The 21,685-nt window shown below is 41.1% G+C and carries 17 protein-coding genes; 11 read left to right on the forward strand and 6 right to left on the reverse strand.

The genetic code is table 11. From position 1 onward, the window contains the following. Window positions 1-84 precede the first annotated feature (84 nt). Together KIH23_RS11335 and KIH23_RS11340 are read left to right on the forward strand one after the other, a co-directional pair. The gene (locus tag KIH23_RS11335; RefSeq protein WP_213213608.1) at window positions 85-2,409 is read left to right on the forward strand and encodes an ATP-dependent helicase; all 2,325 of its coding nucleotides are present in this window, start codon (window positions 85-87) and stop codon (window positions 2,407-2,409) included. Between the two features lie 552 nt (window positions 2,410-2,961). Further along, window positions 2,962-3,582 carry an L-threonylcarbamoyladenylate synthase gene (locus KIH23_RS11340; RefSeq protein WP_213213609.1) on the forward strand — a complete coding sequence of 207 codons (621 nt, stop codon included), beginning with the start codon at window positions 2,962-2,964 and terminating at the stop codon, window positions 3,580-3,582. A gap of 192 nt (window positions 3,583-3,774) precedes the next feature. On the opposite strand, the gene KIH23_RS11345 is transcribed toward KIH23_RS11340, so the two are convergent. The 3 genes from KIH23_RS11345 to KIH23_RS11355 all read right to left on the reverse strand — a co-directional run bounded on the left by KIH23_RS11345 (window position 3,775) and on the right by KIH23_RS11355 (window position 6,141). Beyond that, window positions 3,775-4,611: a flagellar motor protein MotB gene (locus tag KIH23_RS11345; RefSeq protein ID WP_213213610.1), complete on the reverse strand. Its 837-nt coding sequence runs from the start codon at window positions 4,609-4,611 to the stop codon at window positions 3,775-3,777. A 79-nt stretch (window positions 4,612-4,690) separates the two neighbouring features. Next, window positions 4,691-5,692 carry a glycosyltransferase family 2 protein gene (locus KIH23_RS11350; protein WP_213213611.1) on the reverse strand — a complete coding sequence of 334 codons (1,002 nt, stop codon included), beginning with the start codon at window positions 5,690-5,692 and terminating at the stop codon, window positions 4,691-4,693. Continuing rightward, on the reverse strand, window positions 5,689-6,141 hold the full coding sequence (locus KIH23_RS11355; protein ID WP_213213612.1) for a type I restriction enzyme HsdR N-terminal domain-containing protein: 453 nt from the start codon (window positions 6,139-6,141) through the stop codon (window positions 5,689-5,691). The genes KIH23_RS11350 and KIH23_RS11355 overlap by 4 nt, the downstream gene beginning before the upstream one ends. On the opposite strand from KIH23_RS11355, the gene KIH23_RS11360 reads away from it, so the two are divergent. The 8 genes from KIH23_RS11360 (at window position 6,136) to KIH23_RS11395 (ending at window position 16,977) form a co-directional block, all read left to right on the forward strand. Then, window positions 6,136-6,306, forward strand: coding sequence for a hypothetical protein (locus tag KIH23_RS11360; protein WP_213213613.1), 171 nt, complete (start codon window positions 6,136-6,138; stop codon window positions 6,304-6,306). The two genes, KIH23_RS11355 and KIH23_RS11360, sit on opposite strands and share 6 nt — an antisense overlap. A 5-nt stretch (window positions 6,307-6,311) precedes the next feature. Beyond that, window positions 6,312-7,316, forward strand: coding sequence for a DNA polymerase III subunit delta (holA, locus tag KIH23_RS11365; protein WP_213213614.1), 1,005 nt, complete (start codon window positions 6,312-6,314; stop codon window positions 7,314-7,316). Window positions 7,317-7,377: 61 nt separating this feature from the next. Then, a complete protein-coding gene (locus KIH23_RS11370) occupies window positions 7,378-7,554 on the forward strand; it encodes a CAL67264 family membrane protein (protein ID WP_249684905.1) in 177 nt (58 codons plus the stop codon). A gap of 180 nt (window positions 7,555-7,734) precedes the next feature. Beyond that, a complete protein-coding gene (locus KIH23_RS11375) occupies window positions 7,735-8,205 on the forward strand; it encodes a T9SS type A sorting domain-containing protein (protein ID WP_213213615.1) in 471 nt (156 codons plus the stop codon). After that, entirely contained in the window at window positions 8,202-11,114 is a 2,913-nt protein-coding gene (locus KIH23_RS11380) for a carbohydrate-binding domain-containing protein (RefSeq protein WP_213213616.1), read from the forward strand. The genes KIH23_RS11375 and KIH23_RS11380 overlap by 4 nt, the downstream gene beginning before the upstream one ends. A gap of 171 nt (window positions 11,115-11,285) precedes the next feature. Further along, entirely contained in the window at window positions 11,286-12,917 is a 1,632-nt protein-coding gene (locus KIH23_RS11385; protein WP_213213617.1) for a T9SS type A sorting domain-containing protein, read from the forward strand. Between the two features lie 154 nt (window positions 12,918-13,071). Next, a complete protein-coding gene (gene ettA, locus KIH23_RS11390) occupies window positions 13,072-14,766 on the forward strand; it encodes an energy-dependent translational throttle protein EttA (protein WP_213213618.1) in 1,695 nt (564 codons plus the stop codon). Between the two features lie 30 nt (window positions 14,767-14,796). Continuing rightward, a complete protein-coding gene (locus tag KIH23_RS11395) occupies window positions 14,797-16,977 on the forward strand; it encodes a response regulator (RefSeq protein ID WP_213213619.1) in 2,181 nt (726 codons plus the stop codon). Here KIH23_RS11395 and KIH23_RS11400 read toward each other — a convergent pair. Together KIH23_RS11400 and KIH23_RS11405 are read right to left on the reverse strand one after the other, a co-directional pair. Then, the gene (locus KIH23_RS11400) at window positions 16,974-18,242 is read right to left on the reverse strand and encodes a DEAD/DEAH box helicase (protein ID WP_213213620.1); all 1,269 of its coding nucleotides are present in this window, start codon (window positions 18,240-18,242) and stop codon (window positions 16,974-16,976) included. The two genes, KIH23_RS11395 and KIH23_RS11400, sit on opposite strands and share 4 nt — an antisense overlap. 49 nt (window positions 18,243-18,291) lie before the next feature. After that, complete coding sequence (locus KIH23_RS11405) at window positions 18,292-19,389, reverse strand: formimidoylglutamase (protein WP_213213621.1); 1,098 nt, start codon at window positions 19,387-19,389, stop codon at window positions 18,292-18,294. Between the two features lie 90 nt (window positions 19,390-19,479). Here KIH23_RS11405 and KIH23_RS11410 point away from each other — a divergent pair, with 90 nt between their 5' ends. Further along, a complete protein-coding gene (locus KIH23_RS11410) occupies window positions 19,480-20,364 on the forward strand; it encodes a hypothetical protein (protein ID WP_213213622.1) in 885 nt (294 codons plus the stop codon). Window positions 20,365-20,414: 50 nt separating this feature from the next. On the opposite strand, the gene hutI is transcribed toward KIH23_RS11410, so the two are convergent. Then, window positions 20,415-21,653 (reverse strand): imidazolonepropionase, encoded by a 1,239-nt coding sequence (hutI, locus tag KIH23_RS11415; RefSeq protein WP_213213623.1) that lies wholly within the window; start codon window positions 21,651-21,653, stop codon window positions 20,415-20,417. Window positions 21,654-21,685: the final 32 nt, after the last annotated feature.

The raw sequence follows: 21,685 nt of genomic DNA on the forward strand, positions 1-21,685 counted from the left end.
GCCCAAAATACGCTTTATTCTTCAACACGAAATCCGTATTTTTGGCATCCGTCTCAAAGACACCAAAACATTGTAACTCAAGAAATGCAAAAATACATCCAACAACTCAACGAGGCCCAGCAAGCACCCGTGCTGCACAAAGATGGCCCGATGATTATCATTGCCGGTGCCGGTTCCGGAAAAACACGTGTGCTTACCGTGCGTATTGCCTATTTGATGAGTCAAGGTGTTGATGCGTTCAATATCTTGGCGCTTACTTTTACCAACAAAGCAGCGCGTGAAATGAAAACCCGTATTGCGCAAATTGTCGGCAGCGGTGAAGCCAAGAATTTATGGATGGGCACCTTTCACTCAGTATTTGCCAGAATCTTACGCGCCGAAGCTGATAAACTGGGTTATCCGTCCAACTTTACCATTTATGATACACAAGACAGTGTTCGGTTGATATCAGCGATTATTAAAGAAAAGCAACTCGATAAAGACATTTATAAACCCAAGCAAGTTTTAGGACGCATTTCGTCATTTAAAAATAGTTTGATAACCGTAAAAGCGTATTACAACAATCCTGAGTTGCAAGAAGCCGATGCCATGAGCAAAAAGCCGCGCATGGGCGAGATTTATCAAGAATATGTAGAGCGTTGTTTTAAATCGGGCGCGATGGATTTTGACGATTTGCTTTTGCGCACCAACGAATTGCTCAACCGTTTTCCGGATGTATTGGCCAAATACCAGGACCGATTTAGATACATCATGGTTGATGAGTACCAAGATACCAACCATTCACAGTATTTAATTGTGCGCGCTTTGTCTGATCGATTTCAGAATATTTGCGTGGTGGGCGATGATGCGCAGAGTATTTATGCGTTTCGCGGAGCCAACATCAACAACATCCTGAACTTTCAGAAAGATTACGAGCAAGCCAAAATGTACCGATTGGAGCAAAATTATCGCTCCACATCCAACATTGTAGAAGCGGCCAATTCCATCATTGAAAAAAATAAATACAAACTTGACAAAGTGGTCTGGACGGCCAACGAACAAGGCAACCGCATCAAAGTGCACCGCAGTATTACCGACGGTGAAGAAGGTCGTTTTGTGGCCGGAACCATTTGGGAGCAAAAAATGCAATACCAAATGAACAACAACCAGTTTGCTATTTTGTACCGAACCAATGCCCAATCGCGTGCTATGGAAGACGCTTTGCGCAAACGCGATATTCCGTACCGCATTTACGGAGGCTTGTCGTTTTATCAGCGCAAAGAAATCAAAGATGTGTTGTGCTATTTGCGATTGGTGATCAATCCAAAAGATGAAGAAGCCTTGGTGCGCGTGATCAATTATCCGGCGCGCGGTATTGGCGATACCACCGTTGAGAAACTCACCGTAGCGGCCAACCATTATCAGCGTTCTATTTTTGAAGTCATGGAAAACATTGAGCGCATTGATTTAAAACTCAACGCAGGCACCAAAAACAAGTTGCAAGATTTTGTGACGATGATCAAGAGTTTTCAAGTACTCAACGAAACCCAAGACGCTTTTTTCTTGGCCGATCACGTAGCCAAAAAAACCGGATTGGTGCAAGAACTCAGAAAAGATCCAACGCCCGAAGGTATTCAGCGCATTGAGAATATTGAAGAATTACTCAACGGGATCAAAGATTTTACCGAAGGCCAAAAAGAAGTGGATGGTGCGCGCGGAGCTTTGTCTGAATTCTTAGAAGATGTAGCCCTGGCCACCGACCTTGACAAAGATACCGGCGATGATGACCGCGTAGCCCTCATGACCATTCACTTGGCCAAAGGACTTGAATTTCCGACGGTGTTTATTGTGGGTATGGAAGAAGATTTATTCCCGAGTGCCATGAGTATGAGCTCACGCAGCGAACTCGAAGAAGAACGCCGTTTGTTTTATGTAGCGCTCACACGTGCCGAAAAGCAAGCCTATTTAACCTATGCACAATCGCGTTATCGTTGGGGCAAACTCACCGATGGCGAACCTTCGCGTTTTATTGAAGAAATTGATCCGCAGTATCTAGAATATTTAACGCCCGAAGAAAACGCGTATCGCTACAAACCTATGATTGACAATGACATCTTTGGTGAAATCGATAAATCAAAATTGCGTTTGGCCAAACCCGTCAGCGGATCGCCACCCAAAATACCTTCGCCACCACCGGCCGCCAACATTCGCAAACTCAAACCGATGAGCAGTCAAGCGCCGAGTCAAAATCAAAATTTGTTTGAGGGTCAGCTTGCGGTGGGCAACATCGTCATGCACGAGCGTTTCGGAAAAGGACAGGTGCTAGCTCTTGAAGGTGCCGGTGCCGACAAAAAAGCCGAAATCAAGTTTGAAGTAGGCGGCATCAAAAAATTGCTCTTGCGCTTTGCCAAGCTCGACATCATTGGGTAAGTTTGATGAACGATTGAAGATTAACGATTTAAGATTTTTGATTTGGGCGTGCCCCTACGGGTCAGGCTGTTCACTGCTAGTCCTCGCCGCAGCATTCCGAGTTTTTGGCGGGCAGATTCTTTTTATAAAACACAAAGTTATTTCAGAACATTCGTTTGGGCTGCGGGCTATCCGTTGCCATCCTTCACGCGGAGGTGGGATTGATGATTAACGATTGAGGATTTTTGATTTTTGATTGATGATTGTTTCGTGTCTACAGCGCAGCGTGTCTCAAAAAAATACTGAAGCTTCTGTATAATAATATACTTTCTGCGGAAACAACTGCCCGCGTGAGCGGTTGGAGCTAAGTGCCGCGCACTGCGTAAAACGCGACCCGCAGGGGCACGCCCTAGAAATAAACGGTTGAATTGTTCTTGCTTTGATTTGTTTATTCGTTATTTTGCACAGACAAACACAATACTGAGTAAGTTTATGAAGTGTAAATGGTTGAAGAGGTTTAGTTGAAACATCTGTAAACCGGAATCTTTTCTGCACACAACGCGCAATTAAAATATGGCCGAATTTATTAAAATCTACGAAGACAAACCCAGCGAAGCCGCGATCAAAAAAGTGGCTGAGGTGCTCAGAAATGGCGGTTTGGTGATTTATCCAACCGATACCGTTTACGGGTTGGGCTGTGATATTACCAACAGTCGCGCGCTCGAGCGCATTGCCAAAATTAAAGGCATCAAGCTTGAGAAAGCCAATTTCTCGTTTGTGTGTTATGATTTGAGCAACTTATCTGATTATGTGCGCCAGATTGATACCTCGACTTTTAAATTGCTCAAACGCGCTTTGCCCGGGCCGTATACTTTTATTTTGCCGGGCAACAACAATTTGCCCAAAGAGTTTAAAAAGAAAAACACTGTCGGAATCCGCGTGCCTGATAACAACATTGCGCGTGAGATTGTGCGTGTTTTGGGCAACCCAATTGTATCGACTTCAATTCATGATGAAGATGAGGTTTTAGAATATTCAACCGATCCGGAACTTATTTTTGAAAAATGGCAAAATCTGGTTGATTTGGTCATTGACGGCGGTTATGGTGACAATATGGGTTCAACCATTATTGATTTGTCGGGCTATGAACCTGTGGTGGTGCGCGAAGGAAAAGGCGAAGTGGATATTTTTTAGACACGTTTCATTACAGACATGCTGCGCTACAGACACGCCCTGCGGGATATAGATATGATACTTTCTGCAAACAGAAATGTTTCCGATAAACCTCTTAAACTTTTTAAACCTCTCAACCCTTTTAAACTTCTTTTTAACCATAAAAAAACACTCAGTGTTTGCTGAGCGTTTTTGTTTTATAGAATGAGCAAATTATTTTGCCGGTTTTTTCATTTCTTTTTCGATCATTTCGTAGAACTCATCGATTTTTGGCATCACCACAATGCGCGTTCTGCGGTTTTTAGAGCGATTGTCAGCCGTGTTGTTGGCAACCAGCGGAATATACTCGCTACGACCGGCAGCAATAAGTTGCGCAGGGTTTACTTTTAAATCTTTGGTCAATACGCGAACAATGGCTGTGGCGCGTTTTACGCTCAAATCCCAGTTGTCGAGCAATACAGCGTTTCCGGTAAACGGAACGTTGTCGGTGTGGCCTTCAACCATACATTCAAAAGTAGGTTTGTCGTTGATGACTTTGGCTACTTTGGCCAGAACTTCTTTGGCGCGGTCGCTCACTAAGTAACTTCCGCTTTTGAAGAGTAATTTATCAGCAATAGAGATGAATACTACGCCTTTTTCAACATTTACTTCTATATCCGGATCAGAGATTCCTACCGAACTTTTCAGGCTGGTGACCAAAGCCAAGGTGATGCTGTCTTTTTTGGTTAAAGCATCTTGCATTCTTGAAATCTTCAAATCTTTTTCTTTGATGGTTTCTAATGCTTTTTCAATGTTTTGCGCACCTTGATGCGTAAGCGTAGTCATGTTGCCGACATTGTTGATCAAATCAGCATTGTTCTTTTTCAAGAAATCAATTTGGCTTGAAAGTGATTCTTTCTCGCTCAAACACATATTGAGTTTCACGGTAGTCGAGTTCAACAAATCTTGACATTCTTTGTTTTTTTGCTCGAGTTCGGCAATTTTCTTTTTGGTACCACATGAAGTGGATAGCAAACCAAGAACGGATAGGGCTAAAACGATTCTCTTCATAATAAAAGGCTTTGTTTGTTACGTTGGCAAAAATAAAGTAATAAACGCATAGAAGCCAACATCATACTATAAACTAATGTTAAAAAATATCTTGAAAGTGCTTTTTTTGGCGCACAAAATATTGATAAACAATGCTGGTAGTCAGATAATATTTATGGGTATATCGTCCGGTTCTTTTGCGACAGTTCTTGATGAGCATGAGATAAAACCAAAAATGTGATCGCAAAATGGCCCAACAATGTTTGGGTTGCGCTTTGAATATAAATTGCACACCGGCAATGCCATCTAACGACAGTCGGATAAAAAGCACCGGAAACAATTGAGCAGTCGGCAAATTTTTGGTGAGCATGTATAATGAATTTCTGAAGTTCAAAAAGGTTTTCTGCGGATGGCCTTGTTGCAAAGTAGCGCCGCCAACATGATAAACTGTTGATTTGGGTTCGTAAGTGGCTTTGTAGCCTAGATTGTAGGCGCGCCAACACAAATCAATTTCTTCTTGATGCGCAAAAAAGTCAATATCAAAACCGCCGAGCTTTTCAAAAACTTCTTTTCTAATGAACAAACAAGCGCCCGATGCCCAGAAAATTTCAGTGGTTTGGTCGTATTGGCCGTAATCATCTTCAAGCGTATCAAACATGCGTCCGCGGCAAAACGGAAAACCAAATCGGTCGATATAACCACCGGCGGCTCCGGCATATTCAAATTTGGATTTGTTTTTAAAGTCAAGTATTTTGGGTTGAACAATGGCCGTTTGCGGTTGCGTATTGAATTGTTCTAAAATAGGTTTGAGCCAATGCTGGGTAACTTCAATATCAGAATTGACCAAGGCTAAAATAGGTTCGTTTACGTGTTGTAAAGCCTGATTGTATCCACCAGCAAAACCCCAATTTTTTGTGTTTTGAATGATTTTTACTTCGGGGTGATTTGATTGAACCCAAACAATGGAATCATCGGTAGATGCATTGTCGGCCACATAAATATTAGCTTCAGGCGAATATTGTATGACCGAAGGCAAAAATTGTTCAAGCAATGGGCATCCGTTCCAGTTCAGGATAACAACAGCAACTGAAGGTTGATTCATAAACGTTGGTTTTGCGTGGGTAAATCGGCCAAAAATTGATAGCGCTGGTTTTGAACATCCATTTGACAAAAGTAGTGATTCAAACCATTGGTGACCATGAGATATTGGGCATCAAGGGTCAGATTGTAGCGCGCAATTTGATCAAAAACATCTTGGGTGATTTTTACCTCAGGCGCTTTGCATTCAACCAACAAAAAAATACTTCCGTCGGGCTTAAAAACCAAAGCGTCGTAGCGTTTAATCAGGCCATTTACTTTGAGTGATTTCTCGACATTGAGGTGTGAAATCGGGTATTTTTTTTCTTGCAATAACCATTGAACGGCGTGTTGACGCACCCATTCTTCGGGGGTGAGGATCACAAACTTTTTGCGAATTTCATCAAAAATAGCTGTTTTATTTTCACTATTTTTGAGCCGAAACCGATAAGCCGGAAAATTGAGTTTTTGCATGCGGCAAAGATAAATAAATTGTTCATTGACGCTGAATTTGATTTAAAAACCGGCGCATCAGCAAACTTAAAGCCCAGCCCCGATGGGAGGGAAAATCCTTTTGCAGCGTTCTTGAGCGCAAAAGATTTGGAAGGACAGCGGGAATTTGCTACAAAAATAAAATAAAAACCTTGGACGAAGTAGTTAAAATAGTCAACGACATCAAAGCCGGAAACATCAAACCCATTTATTTTTTGATGGGCGAGGAGCCGTATTATATTGATAAACTCAGCGATTTTATTGAAGAAAATGTGCTCACTGAAGACGAGAAAGGTTTTAACCAAACGGTGATGTATGGCCGCGATGTGAGTATGGAAGAGGTGATTTCAGCCGCCAAACGCTATCCGATGATGGCCGAGCGCCAAGTGATTATTGTAAAAGAAGCGCAAGATTTGTCTCGGTATATAGACAAGTTTGAAGCTTATGCCGAACAACCCACACCTACAACGGTTTTGGTTTTTGGTTATAAATACAAAACGCTTGACAAACGCAAAAAAGTAACCAAGTTGATTGAGAAAAACGGTTTGGTGTATGAAAGTAAAAAGCTGTATGAAAATCAAGTAGGCGATTGGATCAAACGCGTCTTGCAAGGCAAAAACTACGGGATTGAACCCAAAGCTGCGGCTATGTTGGTGGAGTTTTTGGGTACTGATTTGAGTAAAATAAACAATGAACTTGAGAAGTTGCAAATTGTTTTACCAAAAGGAACGACCATCAGCGCGCAACATATTGAGGAGAACATTGGCTTTAGTAAAGATTTCAACGTTTTTGAGTTGCGCAAAGCCATTGGTGAGAAGAACCAACTCAAGGCGTATCAAATTGCGAAGTATTTTGCCGATAACCCCAAAGACAATCCGATGGTTTTGACTACGGCGCAAGTGTTTTCTTTTTTTGTGAGCTTGTTGCAATACCACGGTTTGAAGGATAGAAACCCCAAAAATGTAGCTTCGGTGCTCAAGGTGAATCCGTATTTTTTAAAAGATTACGATGTGGCTTTGCGCCATTATCCGATGAAAAAAGTGAGTAGCATTGTGGCCAAACTGCGCGACATTGATGTAAAAAGCAAAGGCGTGGGCGCGAATGCATTGCCTACGCACGATTTGCTCAAAGAAATGTTGGTGACGATTTTCTCATGACCGCTGACTTTGTATCTTTGGCGCTGCTATAACCACCACTAAAATTCTAAACATGAAAATGATGAACAAAAATACCGTCTTGGGCTGGGCCACCTTAATCATGGTCATTATGGGGTTAATCCTCATAGGCATGGGCGTTTTTAAATACAATGAAGTAGCCGGTTGGGGCTTTGGAACCGTCGGCGTAGGATTTTTGGCCAATGCATGGGTATTCAATGCGCTCAAAGGAAGAGTCTGATATTCTGCCTATTGTTGATAACTTTTAAGCTCCTTTAGTGGGGCTTTTTTTATGCTAATTGTTAATGTTTGGGTAGCTTTTTTTTAACCGACGTTATCAAGTGGTTTACCTCAATTTTTTGAATAGACCACCAAACTATGCTAATATTGACCCTCTAAACCCAAAAAAACTATGATTAAAATGACAAAAACTATTGGTGGGTTATTGCTCTTGCTCACTGCGTATACCCATGCGCAGACCGCAGTGACGGTAACCTATTACGATGGCAACGTGCAAAACTTTAACGTGGCCACGAGCGGAAAACTCTATTTTGACGCAGCCAATGTATTGATTAAAACTGATGCAGCTGTGGTTACACCGACGACCCTTCCGGTAGCGCTGATTAGAAAAATTACTTTTGGCAGCAACTTGGCCCATGAAACTTTTGAAGCCGCCAACAGCTTGGCTTTGTATCCGAATCCGGGTGCACAAGAAGTGCGTATTAGCTCAATTGTAGAGCAACCACTCAAAACGCAAATCTACACGCTCACCGGACAATTGGTGATGCAAGGCGAATATCAGCCCAACCAAAGCATTGATGTTTCTGGCTTGACTTCGGGTTTGTATTTTTTTAAAATCAATGGTGTAACCCTTAAATTCAGCAAAAAATGAGCAAGTTCTATGTTACTTTAGTCGCTTTGTTGCTGATGGTTTCCTTATCGGCACAACAAAAAATCAGAGTGCACAACTCAGGCAATGTGATGTATGCCAAAGAAATCACTTCGGTGGATAGCATCAAACTCGATAACACTTATGCCAAGTTCAAACTTTCAGCTGCCCCGACAGTTTTAAACCTGCAAAAAGCGGTGATTGACAGCTTGACTTTTACAACAAGTAATGTGGTTTTGGATAAAATTTACATTATTTATAATGGTGCTGACAACGCCACCATCATCAATCCGTATGCAACGCAAGGCGTCAATATTACTACCAATGCCGGAACGGTGGTGGTCAATGCAACTTCAGGCATCGCCAATCTTGAATACAATATTTTGGGTGCAACCGATAACGGAAGCCTAACACTTACCTCAGATACCGATGTTCAATTGGTGTTGAACAACCTTACTTTGACCAACCCGAGCGGAGCTGCTTTTGATATTTTGGGCGGACATACGGCTCATATCATCTTGACACCCGGAACCACCAATACACTAAAAGATGGAGTTTCGAGTGCTCGTAATGGTGTGATTACCTCAGATGGCGCGGTTACTGTAGGCAACACAGGTTCATTGGTCATTAATGGATTTGTCAAGCACGGTATTAATACTTCATCAACTTTTTCGGTTGATAATGCCAATATTACCATTGCTTCGGCGGTGACCGATGGCATACACTGCGAAGGTTTCTTGATGAATTCAGGAACGCTCAACATTACTTCATTGGGCGATGGCATTGATGCAGGAAATGCACTTGTGGCTTTTCATGGCGGAACAATAACTATTACTTCGACTTCTGCAGATGTGAAAGCCATTAAAACCGGAACCAATGTCATTAATATCGACGGTGGAACTTTTACGCTGAATGTTTCCGGAGCACAATCAAAAGCGGTGAGTGCCAAAGGCGATATCAACATTAGCGGTGGAAGCTTTACCGTGAATATATCAGGTGCCGCGGTTTTAGTAGCTGAAGCAAGCGGATTCAATCCATCATATGCTACTGCTTTTAAAACCGATGCCAACATCAATATTGCTAACGGAACTTTTAATGTTACCTTGGCTGCAACTGCCAACGGAGCCAAAGGTTTTTCTGGCGCTACAGGCATCAACATCAGCGGAGGTAATTTTACTATGACTGCTGCCGGAGGTGCCGCTACATACACCAACGCGACTGGTGCGGTCGATGCTTATTCAGTAACTTGTTTTAGTTCAGATGCTGCTATATCAGTTGATGGAGGAACATTCAATCTGAACATTTCAGGCGCCGGTGGAAAAGGAATTTCAGCCGATACTTTGGTCAACATCGGAAACGTATCCACAGGACCCAATATGACCATCGCCAACACTGCTTCGAGATTTTTGGTATCGGGCACGAACAATTCGGCAACCGCCAATTATGTAACGCCTAAATGTATCAAAGGAACCACCGGAGTAAATATAGTTAATGGTCAGTTGACGCTTTCAGTAGCCAATCAAAACAGCGTTTGTATTGATTCAGATGCAACCATTCATGTCAATGGCGGAACCATCGGTTGTACGGTGGGCGGAAATCAATCAAAAGCATTGAAATCAGTAGGCGATATGAACCTTGGCGGTGGAACCATCAACATTACTGCTACCGGAGGAGTGGCTTTAGAAACTTCAGGAACCGGAAATATTCCATCCTATTGCGCCGGACTCAAATCAGATACCAACATCAATTTAGCCGGAACCAACGTAACTATTTCAGGAACCGGGGCTGCTTTTAAAGGCGTTTCGGCCAACAACATCAACATGATTGGCGGTATTGTAAATGTTACCTCTTCGGGCACCGGAGCTACTTTTACCAATGCATCCAATGCAGTTGATTCATACAGTTCGGCTGCTTTCTCGGCCGATACCGGTTTGAATATTACCGGCGGAACTGTGACCACCAGTTGTTCTGGCAACGGCGGAAAAGGTTTAAAATCAGACGGAACCATTACGATTGGTTCTGATACGGGCAATCCGACGATTAGCATTACTACTACAGGCAACAGATTTACCGTATCAGGTTCTGATTACAACCACCCGAAAACTTTGGTAAGTGTTGGCGCACTCACCATCAACAACGGAAACATCACGATCAATTCTTCAGACGACGGAATTCACTCAGATGCTACAGTAGTAGTGAATGGCGGTAATATTGTGGTGAATGCCAATTCAACCACGCAAGGAATGGGCGAAGGCGTTGAGGCTCCGATTATTCGTTTCAATGGCGGGGTCACCAATATTACTTCTTCAAACGACGGAATCAATGCTACCTTCGGAACGGTGGCCGGCGGAACCGAATCGAATGACAACAGCCATTTGTATATTACCGGTGGAATTGTCATTGTGGCCGGAAAAGATGCGATTGACAGCAACGGAAATATTACCATTACCGGCGGAACTACCATTGTCAACGGCCCAACGAGCTCGCCTGAAGAAGGTTTAGATTTTAACGGAACATTTTTGATGAACGGCGGTTTGTTGATTTCAGCAGGATCAAATTCAAATATGACTAAAGCCATGGCCAATACATCAACCCAAGTGAGCATGTACATTAAATCTTCGGGGCAATTAGCAGCCACATCATTGTTGCATATTCGCGATAATGCGGGGAATGAAGTAATCACTTTTAAACCTAAAAATGCGGTGTATTATTTCCATTTCTCAAGACCTGAACTGACACAAAACACGGGCTACAATATTTATTTTGGCGGTTCTTATACCGGCGGAAGTTACGTAGGCGGAACCACCGGCTGGGGCTTGTATACCGGCGGAAGTTATTCGCTCACCGGAGCCACACTCAAGAAAACCTTTACATCTTCGGCATCAGCTACGGTCAATACAGTGACTTTTTAAAATTATAACCTACCACATAACCACCCAACCGGCTTTGAAGCAATTCTGGCCGGTTTTTTTAATCAGTTATCAAAAGATTTAATGCGGTTAAGTTAGATTGATGCACACTTATCTGCTCAAACTTTCTTTTTGGATAATTAATGGTAAATTAGCCGATTATAGATGATGAAAATGAAAAAAATACTCTACTCAATTTTTATACTGACTTTGCTTTCAGTAGCACATCAGGCAAAAGCACAAGCACCCAATTTTGTTTGGGCCAAAAAAAGCAATACGGTTTGGGGCGTTTCGGTTTCGGCTGTGGCTGTTGATGTGAGCGGTAACAGCTACATCACCGGGGTCTTCAACAGAATTGTCACTTTTGGATCTTATACATTCGATGCAGGAACAGGTAGCGGAATGTTCTTAGTAAAATATGATTCTAATGGAAACGTTCTTTGGGCCAAATCAGCGCAAAACGATGATAGAATTGCCAGTAGTTCTTTAAAAGTTGATGCGAGCGGAAACATATATTTAGCAGGCTCATTTTATGCTTCGTCTTTTACGTTTGCCGGAACTACGTTAACCAACTCCGATGCTTCAACCACTTATCAAGACAGTTTTTTGATCAAGCTCAACGCTTCTGGTAATGCGCTTTGGGGAGCTAAATGGTATCCGACAGCATTTGGAAACGATTATATTTTTGATCTCGATGTGGATGCTTCGGGGAATATATATTTGGCTGGAGGATATTATGACTCGGTTTCTGGTTCGCGAAATATTTTTATTGATAAAGTATCGCCCAACGGAGCCGTACTTTGGACCAAAAGTGCCGGAGGAACCGGAACTGATCAGGCCGATAATATCTCGGTTGATTCCTCAGGAAATATATATGTAGCCGGGACTTTTGACAGTAGTTCAATTACCTTAGGGACAACAACACTCACCAATGTTAGCGGTGTAGATATGTTTTTGGCCAAATACAATGCAGCGGGAACTTTGTCATGGACTAAATTGGTTGGTAATACCAATGATGTTTCTCCATCGTCAGCCAAGGTTGATGCTAACGGGAATTTTTATGTTTTAGGTTGCTTTAATAGTCCGACCTTAACTTTGGGAACTACCAATATCAATAATGCCGGATCTTCAATATATACTCCGTTTTTGGTCAAGTATGATACCAATGCAAATGTGAATTGGGTGACTCGTCCGACAGGTGGCGTTGCTACATTGAGTCGCGCTGGTTTGGCTATTGATAACAGCGGGAATAGCTATATTACCGGGGCTTTTTCAACGGCTAACATCCTTTTTGGAACCAACACTTTAGCCAATGTAGGGAACCGAGATGTTTACATTGCTAAATATAACAACAGCGGAACTGCAGTTTGGGCTCTTTCAGTAGGAAACTCTTTGGATGATTACGGAACTCGTATTGCTTTGGGCCCGTCGGGTAATTGTCACGTAATAGGTAATTTTGTGAGTGAATCTCTGACTTTTGGTTCTGCATTATTGGTCAATCAAGGAAGCAATACTTCAACCACAGAAATGTTTTTGACCAAATTAGACAACACCAATCTATCTGTAGATGAAATAACTTTAAATGCATCTAATATCCAACTTTATCCCAATCCGGTTCATCGTCAGTTTGAATTATCAGCTGTTGCGCCCATTCAAAAAGTTGAGGTTTATTCGATGCTTGGGCAATTGGTTAAATCATTCAATCAGCAAAATCAGTACGATGTTTCTGATTTGAAAAAGGGAAGCTACATTGTCAAAGTATCTGCTGAACATTCTTCTGAAAGTAAAATCATCCTCATCGATTAAAATCAACTGCAAAATATTTTACAAACGCTTCATATTTCTGGAGCGTTTTTTTATGCTCAGAATTCTATTTTCATCGCTTGTATTCTTTTTATTATCAATTATCTTTGCAGACATTGTTCTATAAAATTCACATTAATTAAATCACAATACAGTTATGTCAGACGATAAGAAAGTCATATTCTCGATGCAAAAAGTCAGTAAGGCTTATCAAGGAAGTGACAAGCAAGTCCTCAAAAATATTTACTTAAGCTTTTTTTACGGAGCTAAAATCGGAATCCTCGGTCTGAACGGATCAGGTAAATCATCTTTGCTCAAAATCATTGCCGGAGTTGATAAAAGCTACCAAGGCGATGTGGTATTTGCCCCGGGTTATACCGTTGGTTATTTAGAGCAAGAACCGCAACTAGATGATAGCAAAACCGTGATTGAAATTGTCCGTGAAGGCGTAGCTGAGACGATGGCTGTTTTGGATGAATTCAACAAAATCAACGATATGTTTGGTTTGCCTGAGGTTTATGAAGATGCCGATAAGATGCAAAAACTCATGGATCGTCAAGCTGAATTGCAAGACAAAATTGATGCTTTGGGTGCCTGGGAAATTGATACCAAACTTGAAATCGCTATGGATGCACTCCGCACACCGGAAGGCGATGCACCGATTAAAAATCTATCGGGCGGTGAGCGTCGTCGCGTGGCTTTGTGCCGTTTATTGTTGCAACAACCCGATGTTTTATTGCTCGATGAGCCCACCAACCACCTCGATGCCGAAAGCGTTTTGTGGTTAGAGCAACACTTGGCACAATATGCCGGAACCGTCATTGCCGTAACGCACGACCGTTATTTCTTAGACAATGTGGCCGGTTGGATTTTAGAGCTCGATAGAGGCGAAGGTATCCCGTGGAAAGGAAACTACTCATCATGGCTCGATCAAAAATCAAAACGTTTAGAGCAAGAAGAAAAAGTGGCTTCAAAACGCCGCAAGACTTTAGAGCGCGAGTTAGATTGGGTTCGTCAAGGTGCCAAAGGGCGTCAGACCAAGCAAAAAGCGCGTTTGCAGAACTACGATAAATTGCTCAACGAAGATCAAAAACAACTCGAAGAAAAACTCGAAATCTACATTCCGAATGGTCCGCGTTTAGGAACCAACGTTATTGAAGCCAACACTGTTGCCAAAGCTTTTGGCGATAAATTGCTTTATGACAACCTTAACTTCACGCTTCCGCAAGCGGGAATTGTGGGTATTATTGGTCCGAATGGCGCTGGTAAATCAACCATTTTCAAAATGATTATGGGGCAAGAGCAACCTGATTCAGGAAGTTTTACGATTGGCGATACCGTAAAGATTGCTTATGTAGATCAGTCGCATAGTAACATTGATCCGAACAAAACCATTTGGGAAAACTTCTGCGATGGTCAAGAACTCATCATGATGGGCGGACGACAAGTCAATTCGCGCGCTTATTTGTCAAGATTCAACTTTGGCGGAAGCGATCAAAACAAAAAAGTATCCGCTTTATCAGGTGGTGAGCGCAACCGTTTGCATTTGGCCATGACGCTCAAAGAAGAAGGCAACGTTTTATTGCTTGATGAACCTACCAATGATTTAGACATCAACACCCTGCGTGCGCTTGAAGAAGGACTTGAAAACTTTGCCGGCTGCGCGGTGATTATTTCGCACGACCGTTGGTTTTTAGATAGAATTTGTACCCACATTTTGGCTTTTGAAGGAAACTCTGAAGTGTATTTCTTTGAAGGCGGATTCTCAGATTACGAAGAAAACAAGAAAAAACGTTTGGGTGGCGATTTAACTCCTAAACGCATCAAATACAGAAAACTCATCCGCAATTAATCTGATTCAAATTCATATAGAGCAAATTACATGAGCGATTTGAAGAAGATTTTGGTTTGGATGCTTTTGCTTCCGTTGCTGGGTTATGCGCAGCAGGTTTCAGAACGAAAAAGCATCGAAGAACAAATCAACAAAGCCGGAAATTATTTCAATCAAGGTGATTATGCACGAGCGCTCGAGATGTCAAAAGTGGCCCTCAAGCGTTCGTACAAAATCAATGACGATTATTGTTTGGCCCACGCTTACAATGCTATTGGTGTTGTGTATGATGAGTTTTCAGAAGCTAAATATGCTTTGTCTTTTTACAATAAAGCACTCGAACATGCGCTTAAGATTGAAAATGATTCGCTTAAAGATTGGATATACAGTAATTTAGGTAGTGTTTATTATTTCAATAAAATTGATGTCAAAAAAGGCATTGATTACTACAAAAAAGCACTCGTTTATGCCCAAAAAATCAACGATAGTACCCAAATTACCTTTGGCAAACTCAATTTGGCTAGTGCCTATATCTCAATTAATGATTTTAAAAATGGCGTTGCGTATTTAAAAGATTCTGAAAGTTTTGTCAAACGTCGCGGTATACCCGAAATGCGGTTTACTTTTACTTCGCTTTCGGGCATTTACAATACACATATAGAAAAACCTGAACTGGCGCTCAAATTATATGATCAGGCGGTAGCTATTGCCGAAAAATACAAGCTTGAATCATTTTTGGTCAATGCTTATGACAACATTGCGGAACATTATAAAGTATATGAGCAATTTGATTTAGAAAAACAATATAGAGCCAAATCAAAAGCGCTCAGAAATGAGTTGTATTCACAAGAAGAAAAAGCGATGCTCAATCAATCGGCAACGCAAATTCAAATGGATGAATACAAAATTCAGCTTGACAGAATTGAGCTCGAAAATGAAAAGCAACTTCAAAAACTGCAAGAATCCAAAACGGTTTTGTGGTTGGGTTTAGTGTTGGGATTGGCCTTGTTGATATTGGTTTTTACGCTTTACAGAACCAATCGTTTTCGTCAAAAAGCCAACGCTGATTTACTCTTGGCCAACCAAGAACTTAAAGCCGCCAAAGAAAAAGCCGAAGAGGCATCACAGCTCAAAACACAATTCGTATCGACCATTACCCACGAACTTAGAACACCCTTGTACGGGGTTGTCGGTATTACTGATATGTTGGCCGATGAGCATCCGGAACTCAAAGACAGTTCACACCTGAATTCGCTCAAATTTTCAGCGCGATATCTACTTTCACTGGTCAATGATATTTTGCAACTCAACAAGATAGAAGAAAAGAAAATTAATCTTGAAAAAGTGCCTTTTGTTTTGACTGATGAGATAGAGATTATCCGAAATTCGGTACAATATATCGCCACCAACAACAACAATGAGTTGATCATCAACATCGATCAAAATATTCCTGCCCGACTTTTAGGCGATAAGTTGCGTTTGTCACAAATCATCATGAATTTGACTTCAAATGCGCTCAAATTTACCCGAGATGGTTGGGTGAAAGTTGAGGCAAAACTTAAAGATGTCAGAGGTTCTGTATATGAAATTCAGTTTTCAGTTCAAGACAATGGTGTGGGGATCTCGCCTAATGATCAGAGCAAGATTTTTGACATGTTTGTGCAAGTGGGTCGCAGCGATGAAGATTATCAAGGAACCGGTTTGGGTTTAGCTATTGTTCAGAAGTTGGTAACCCTTTTTGGTGGCCATATTCATTTAGAAAGCAGTTTGGGCAAAGGAACTACTTTTACTTTTTGCATTGGTTTTGAAAAATCTGAGCAAGAAATTCTTGTAACTCCAACTCAGACATCATATTCTGACTTAGTTCACAACAAAATCCTCATAGTTGAAGACAATAAAATCAATCAGTTGGTAACCCAAAAAATCATGGACAAACACCATATGCAATGTGATATCGTAGCCGATGGTTTTGAAGCCTTGAAAATAGTTGAAACACGTAGTTACGATGTGATTTTGATGGACATCAATATGCCCGGCATGAACGGTTACGAAACGACCAAAAGACTGCGAGCTATAGGTATAAAAACGCCCATCATTGCGCTGACAGCTTTTGATAAAGACGAGGTTAAATCAGAAGTATATGCCAGCGGAATGAACGATATCATGATTAAACCATTTGAGGCAAATCAATTATTTGAAGTCATTCAAAAACAGTTAATTGAAGTAAATTAATACCAGCGTTTTTTATTCTTTTTAGAACCCGAAGATTTTCTGGAATTATTGCTTTTTCCGCTGCGTTGTTGGCCCTTGGCTTCCGGCTGTGTGGCACCCGAACGATTTTGAACTGGTTTTTCTTCTTCTTTCCAAGGATAAGGATGGTCGGCGATGGTTTTGACATCTACTTTAATGAGTCGCTGAATGTCTTTCCAATAAGGTGCTTCGTCTTTTGAACAAAATGAAATCGCTAAGCCGCCATTACCTGCTCGACCAGTCCTGCCAATTCGGTGTACATAGGTTTCAGGAATATTAGGCAAATCAAAATTAATGACATACGGAAGCTGTTCTATGTCAATTCCACGCGCTGCAATGTCAGTAGCCACAAGCACATTCACTTCTTTGTTTTTAAAAGCATCAAGCACGCGCTGACGCGAAGTTTGGGTTTTATCGCCGTGAATGGCTTCAGAAGCGACACCGCGTTTGCGCAAAGAACGAACAATGTTGTCGGCGCCGTGTTTGGTTCTTGAAAACACCAATACGTTGGCTAAGTTTTCATTGCGAATTAAATGATACAACAAATTTCTTTTTTCAGTTTTCTCAACAAAATAAATGCGCTGTTCAACTTTTTCAGCTGTTGATGAAACCGGAGTTACCGTTACAGTAGCCGGATCGGTCAAAAACATTTCGGCCAGTTCGCGAATCGGAAGCGGCATGGTGGCTGAGAACAAAAGTGTTTGTCTATTATCAGGAGTAAGTTTTACAATCTTTTTTACATCATTTACAAAACCCATATCGAGCATCTGATCGGCTTCGTCCAAAACCAAAGTATGTAAATGGTCTAAGTCAATAAAGCCTTGTTTGTGCAAATCAAGCAAACGGCCGGGAGTTGCAATCAAAACATCAACTCCTTTTTTGAGTTTTTCCACTTGCGGATTCTGTGAAACTCCGCCAAAAATGGTCAGTTGGGTTACGTTGGTGTATGTTCCGTAGGCGTCAAAATTTTCACCAATTTGCAGCGCCAATTCTCGGGTAGGCGTAACAATGAGCGCACGGATGAGCTTTCTTTTTTTGTTTGATCCGACAATTCGGTGTAAGTGATGTATGATCGGAATGGCAAAAGCGGCTGTTTTTCCGGTGCCTGTTTGTGCACAGCCAACTAAGTCACGACCGTCTAAGATTACGGGAATCGCTTGTTCTTGTATAGGTGTTGGTTGGGTATATCCTTGTTCAGTAACTGCGGTCAGTATACTTTTAGAGATGAGTAAATCTTCAAATAACATATAAGTTTGGCTTTGATACTTAGTTTGTTCAGAGCCGTGCAAAGATAGGTTATTTAATTGAAGCAGATTTTACTTCGGTAAAGTTCACTTCCATTTTGGCAATCATTTGTGGTTTTGGGTCATTGGCTTTCATAAAATCAGTAATCAAATAACCAATGAGTTTACCCACCAAATGACTGTTTTTTTCTTCTCCTAGTTCAGGAGCGCCTTCACAAATATGCAAATAAGCCGCGTTTTGATGACCGGCAAAAAAATGAATAAATTGTCGTGCTTGCTCAACCGAAAATCCACTCAAAGTCATAGCGCTGCTGGCAATACCCGGAATTGCATCCAAATCAATTTCAATTCCGTAGGTGTTGTCTTTGATGAAGTTTTGTGCTACTTGCAGTTCGTTCTGAAAATTCTTGGCTCCACGAACAGCTATTTCGTCATAGGTATTAAATCGCACACGTGAATTTATTTTCTTAATGCGCGTGAGGACTTTTTTAGAAGTATAATTTTCGTGAATTCCAAAAATAAAATATTTGTTTAAAAAACCTTCTTCGTAAGCATATGAAAAACCGTTTCCGCTGTGACGCCCTTCTAGAATTCTAAAATCTGTATGTGCGTCAAAATTAACCGCATTGATAGGTTTTCCTTTGGCCAATGCTGTTCCTTTAATGTTTCCGTAGGCATTGTTGTGACCACCGCCAATAACAATCGGAATTTTATCGGCTTTAACAATGAGCGAAATGATATGCGATACTTCTTTGTCAATACGCATGACCAAATCGCTGAATTTTTTGCGATCGGTTATGTTGTGGTAGTTTAGGGTTGAGGCCTCAGACATCTCTTCAGTAACATCTATATGACCTAAGACCAAAAGCTCACTTCCTTTGCAGAATTTATTGAATTGAATATTGGCGATGCTTTTGATGGCACTTTCCCATGCAGAATGTGCACCTTGGCGTCCAAAATTGGCTCTTATACCGATATCTTCAGGGATGCCCAAGAGCACGTAACGAGCAGATGATTGTTGTAAAAAAGTTGCTATTGATTTTGTGCCTTTGGGAACCACTTGCATCTTTTCTCCAAACTTAATTTCGCCTATTCGATGGTTGGTAACCCGCGCCAAATCTAGGTTGCTAAACGGTATGAGTTTATCCATAAAAACTTTTTTATCCCTGAAAATATATTCTGGCAAACTTACGTTATAAACCCAAATATTGTTACTTTTGTTCAAATTAAATGTAAAATTATGGAAAATCAAAAAAGCAATTCAAATTTAAAAGCTGTTATAGCTGTGTTGGCTTTGCTTTTGGTAGGGAGTCTTGTATACATCTTTAAGATGACTTCAGATGCCAAAGCTTTGCAAACCGAACTGACTGAAACTAAATCTGATAAAGCTTCGGTAATGAAAGATTTAGAAGAACTTAAAGCCAGATACGATGCAGCAATAGCTGAAAACACTTCAATGTCAGACGAATTAATCGCTGAGCGTGAAAAAGTAGTTAATTTGATGGCTGATTTGAAAAAATCTAAAGGCGATGCAGCTTCGATGGCCAAGTACAAAAAAATGTACAATGAGCTTGAAGGCAAAATGAAAACACTCATGGCCGAGAATGAAGCGCTCAAAAAAGACAACGCTAAGTTAACCACCCAACGTGATAGTACCGTAACCGTTTTAGGCGAAGCGCGCAAATACAACGAAGTTTTAGTTGGACAAAATGAAGAATTGTCAAAAACAGTTGAAATTGCTCAGAAATTAACCATCAGCAATTTAAAAACAGCTGCCTACAAACTCAGAAGTTCAGGAAAACAAATAGAGACTGATAAAGCGCGTAGAGCTGACATCTTGAAAATTAGTTTTACCATTGCCGAGAATAAAGTAGCTAAACAGGGTGATAAAACCTATTACATTCAAGTCATTGACAGTAAAAACAATGTTTTAGGTGAAAAACAAACTGAGAATTTTGGAGATAATTCGCTGACATACAGCTTCCAAACTACGGTTAAGTATGAAAATAAATCGGTAAATGTTTCTCAAGATTTAGCCGGTAAAAGCTTCGAAAAAGGAACTTATTTTGTGAATGTATTTGACAAAGGCGAACTCGTTTCAAAATCAAGCTTTAGTTTGAGATAATATTCAATCACTATAAAATTAAAAGGGAATCCGATTAAGATTCCCTTTTTTTATGCAAATACTTTACCGTTTAGGATAATCTGATCAATCAAATTGCTGCCAAATGCATAGGGTAATTGATAGAATGACGGTATGGGTTGGGTAATAATTAAATTGGCTTTTTTTCCAACAGTAATGCTTCCGTGTGTTTTTGATATGCCCATAGCATAAGCACCATTGAGGGTGGCTGCATTGATGGCTTCCTCGGGCGTCATCTTCATTTTGATACAAGCTGTTGCCACTACAAAATTCATATTGCCCGAAGGTGTTGAACCCGGATTAAAATCAGTAGCCAAAGCCAAGGGTAAACCTGCCTGAAGCATTTTTCTGGCCGGTGTATACGGAATGCTCAAAAAGTAGGAACAAGAAGGCAAAGCAACAGGCATCGTATTGGAATTTTTCAAAGCTTCAATATCGTTATCGCTCACCAATTCTAAATGATCAACCGATAAAGCGTTGTATTGCACGCCCAATGCCACGCCGCCAATCACATTGAATTGGTTAACGTGAATTTTCGGAATCAATCCGTGTTTTTGCCCGGCTTGTAGAATTTGCTCGGTTTCTTCAGTAGAAAAGTAGCCACTTTCGCAAAAGGCATCGATGTATTGGGCTAAATTTTCTTGAGCAATGCGTGGAATCATCTCGTTGATGATTTGATCGATATAACCTTGGTGATTGTTTTTAAATTCAGTTGGATAGGCATGTGCTCCCAAAAAAGTGGCTTTGATGGCTATTGGATAGTTATCTTTTAATCGCTTAATGACCCGTAACATTTTGATTTCGTTTGCTGGTGTGAGCCCATAACCTGATTTAATCTCAACGGCTCCGGTTCCCAGGCGCATCACTTCTTCAAGTCTAGCTTTTGACTCCATGAATAATTCATCCTCAGAGGTTTGCTGTAATTTGGCCGCCGAATTCAAAATTCCGCCTCCGCGTTCGGCAATTTGTTCATAAGTAAGTCCGTTGATTCGATCAACAAATTCTTGCGAACGATTTCCGGCATAAACAATATGGGTATGGCTGTCACACCAAGCAGGTAAAACCGTTTTTCCGCGGGCATCAATAACTTTGGCAGTGTCATGTTTTGGGCAATTTTCCATCAGGCCGAAATCTTTGATCAAATCATTTTCAATCAGTAAATAGGCATTTTTGATGGATGGCAATTGCGCCATTTCAGCGCCAGAAACTTTTAAAACTTTAGCATCTCTGATTTGCAAAAGTTCCCGGATGTTTATGATAAGTGTGAGCATTTGGTTTTTTTGGTAAATGTAAATTGAAATTT

Origin of the sequence: Flavobacterium sp. CYK-55 (assembly GCF_018413465.1) — a bacterium.
Taxonomy (GTDB): domain Bacteria; phylum Bacteroidota; class Bacteroidia; order Flavobacteriales; family Flavobacteriaceae; genus Flavobacterium.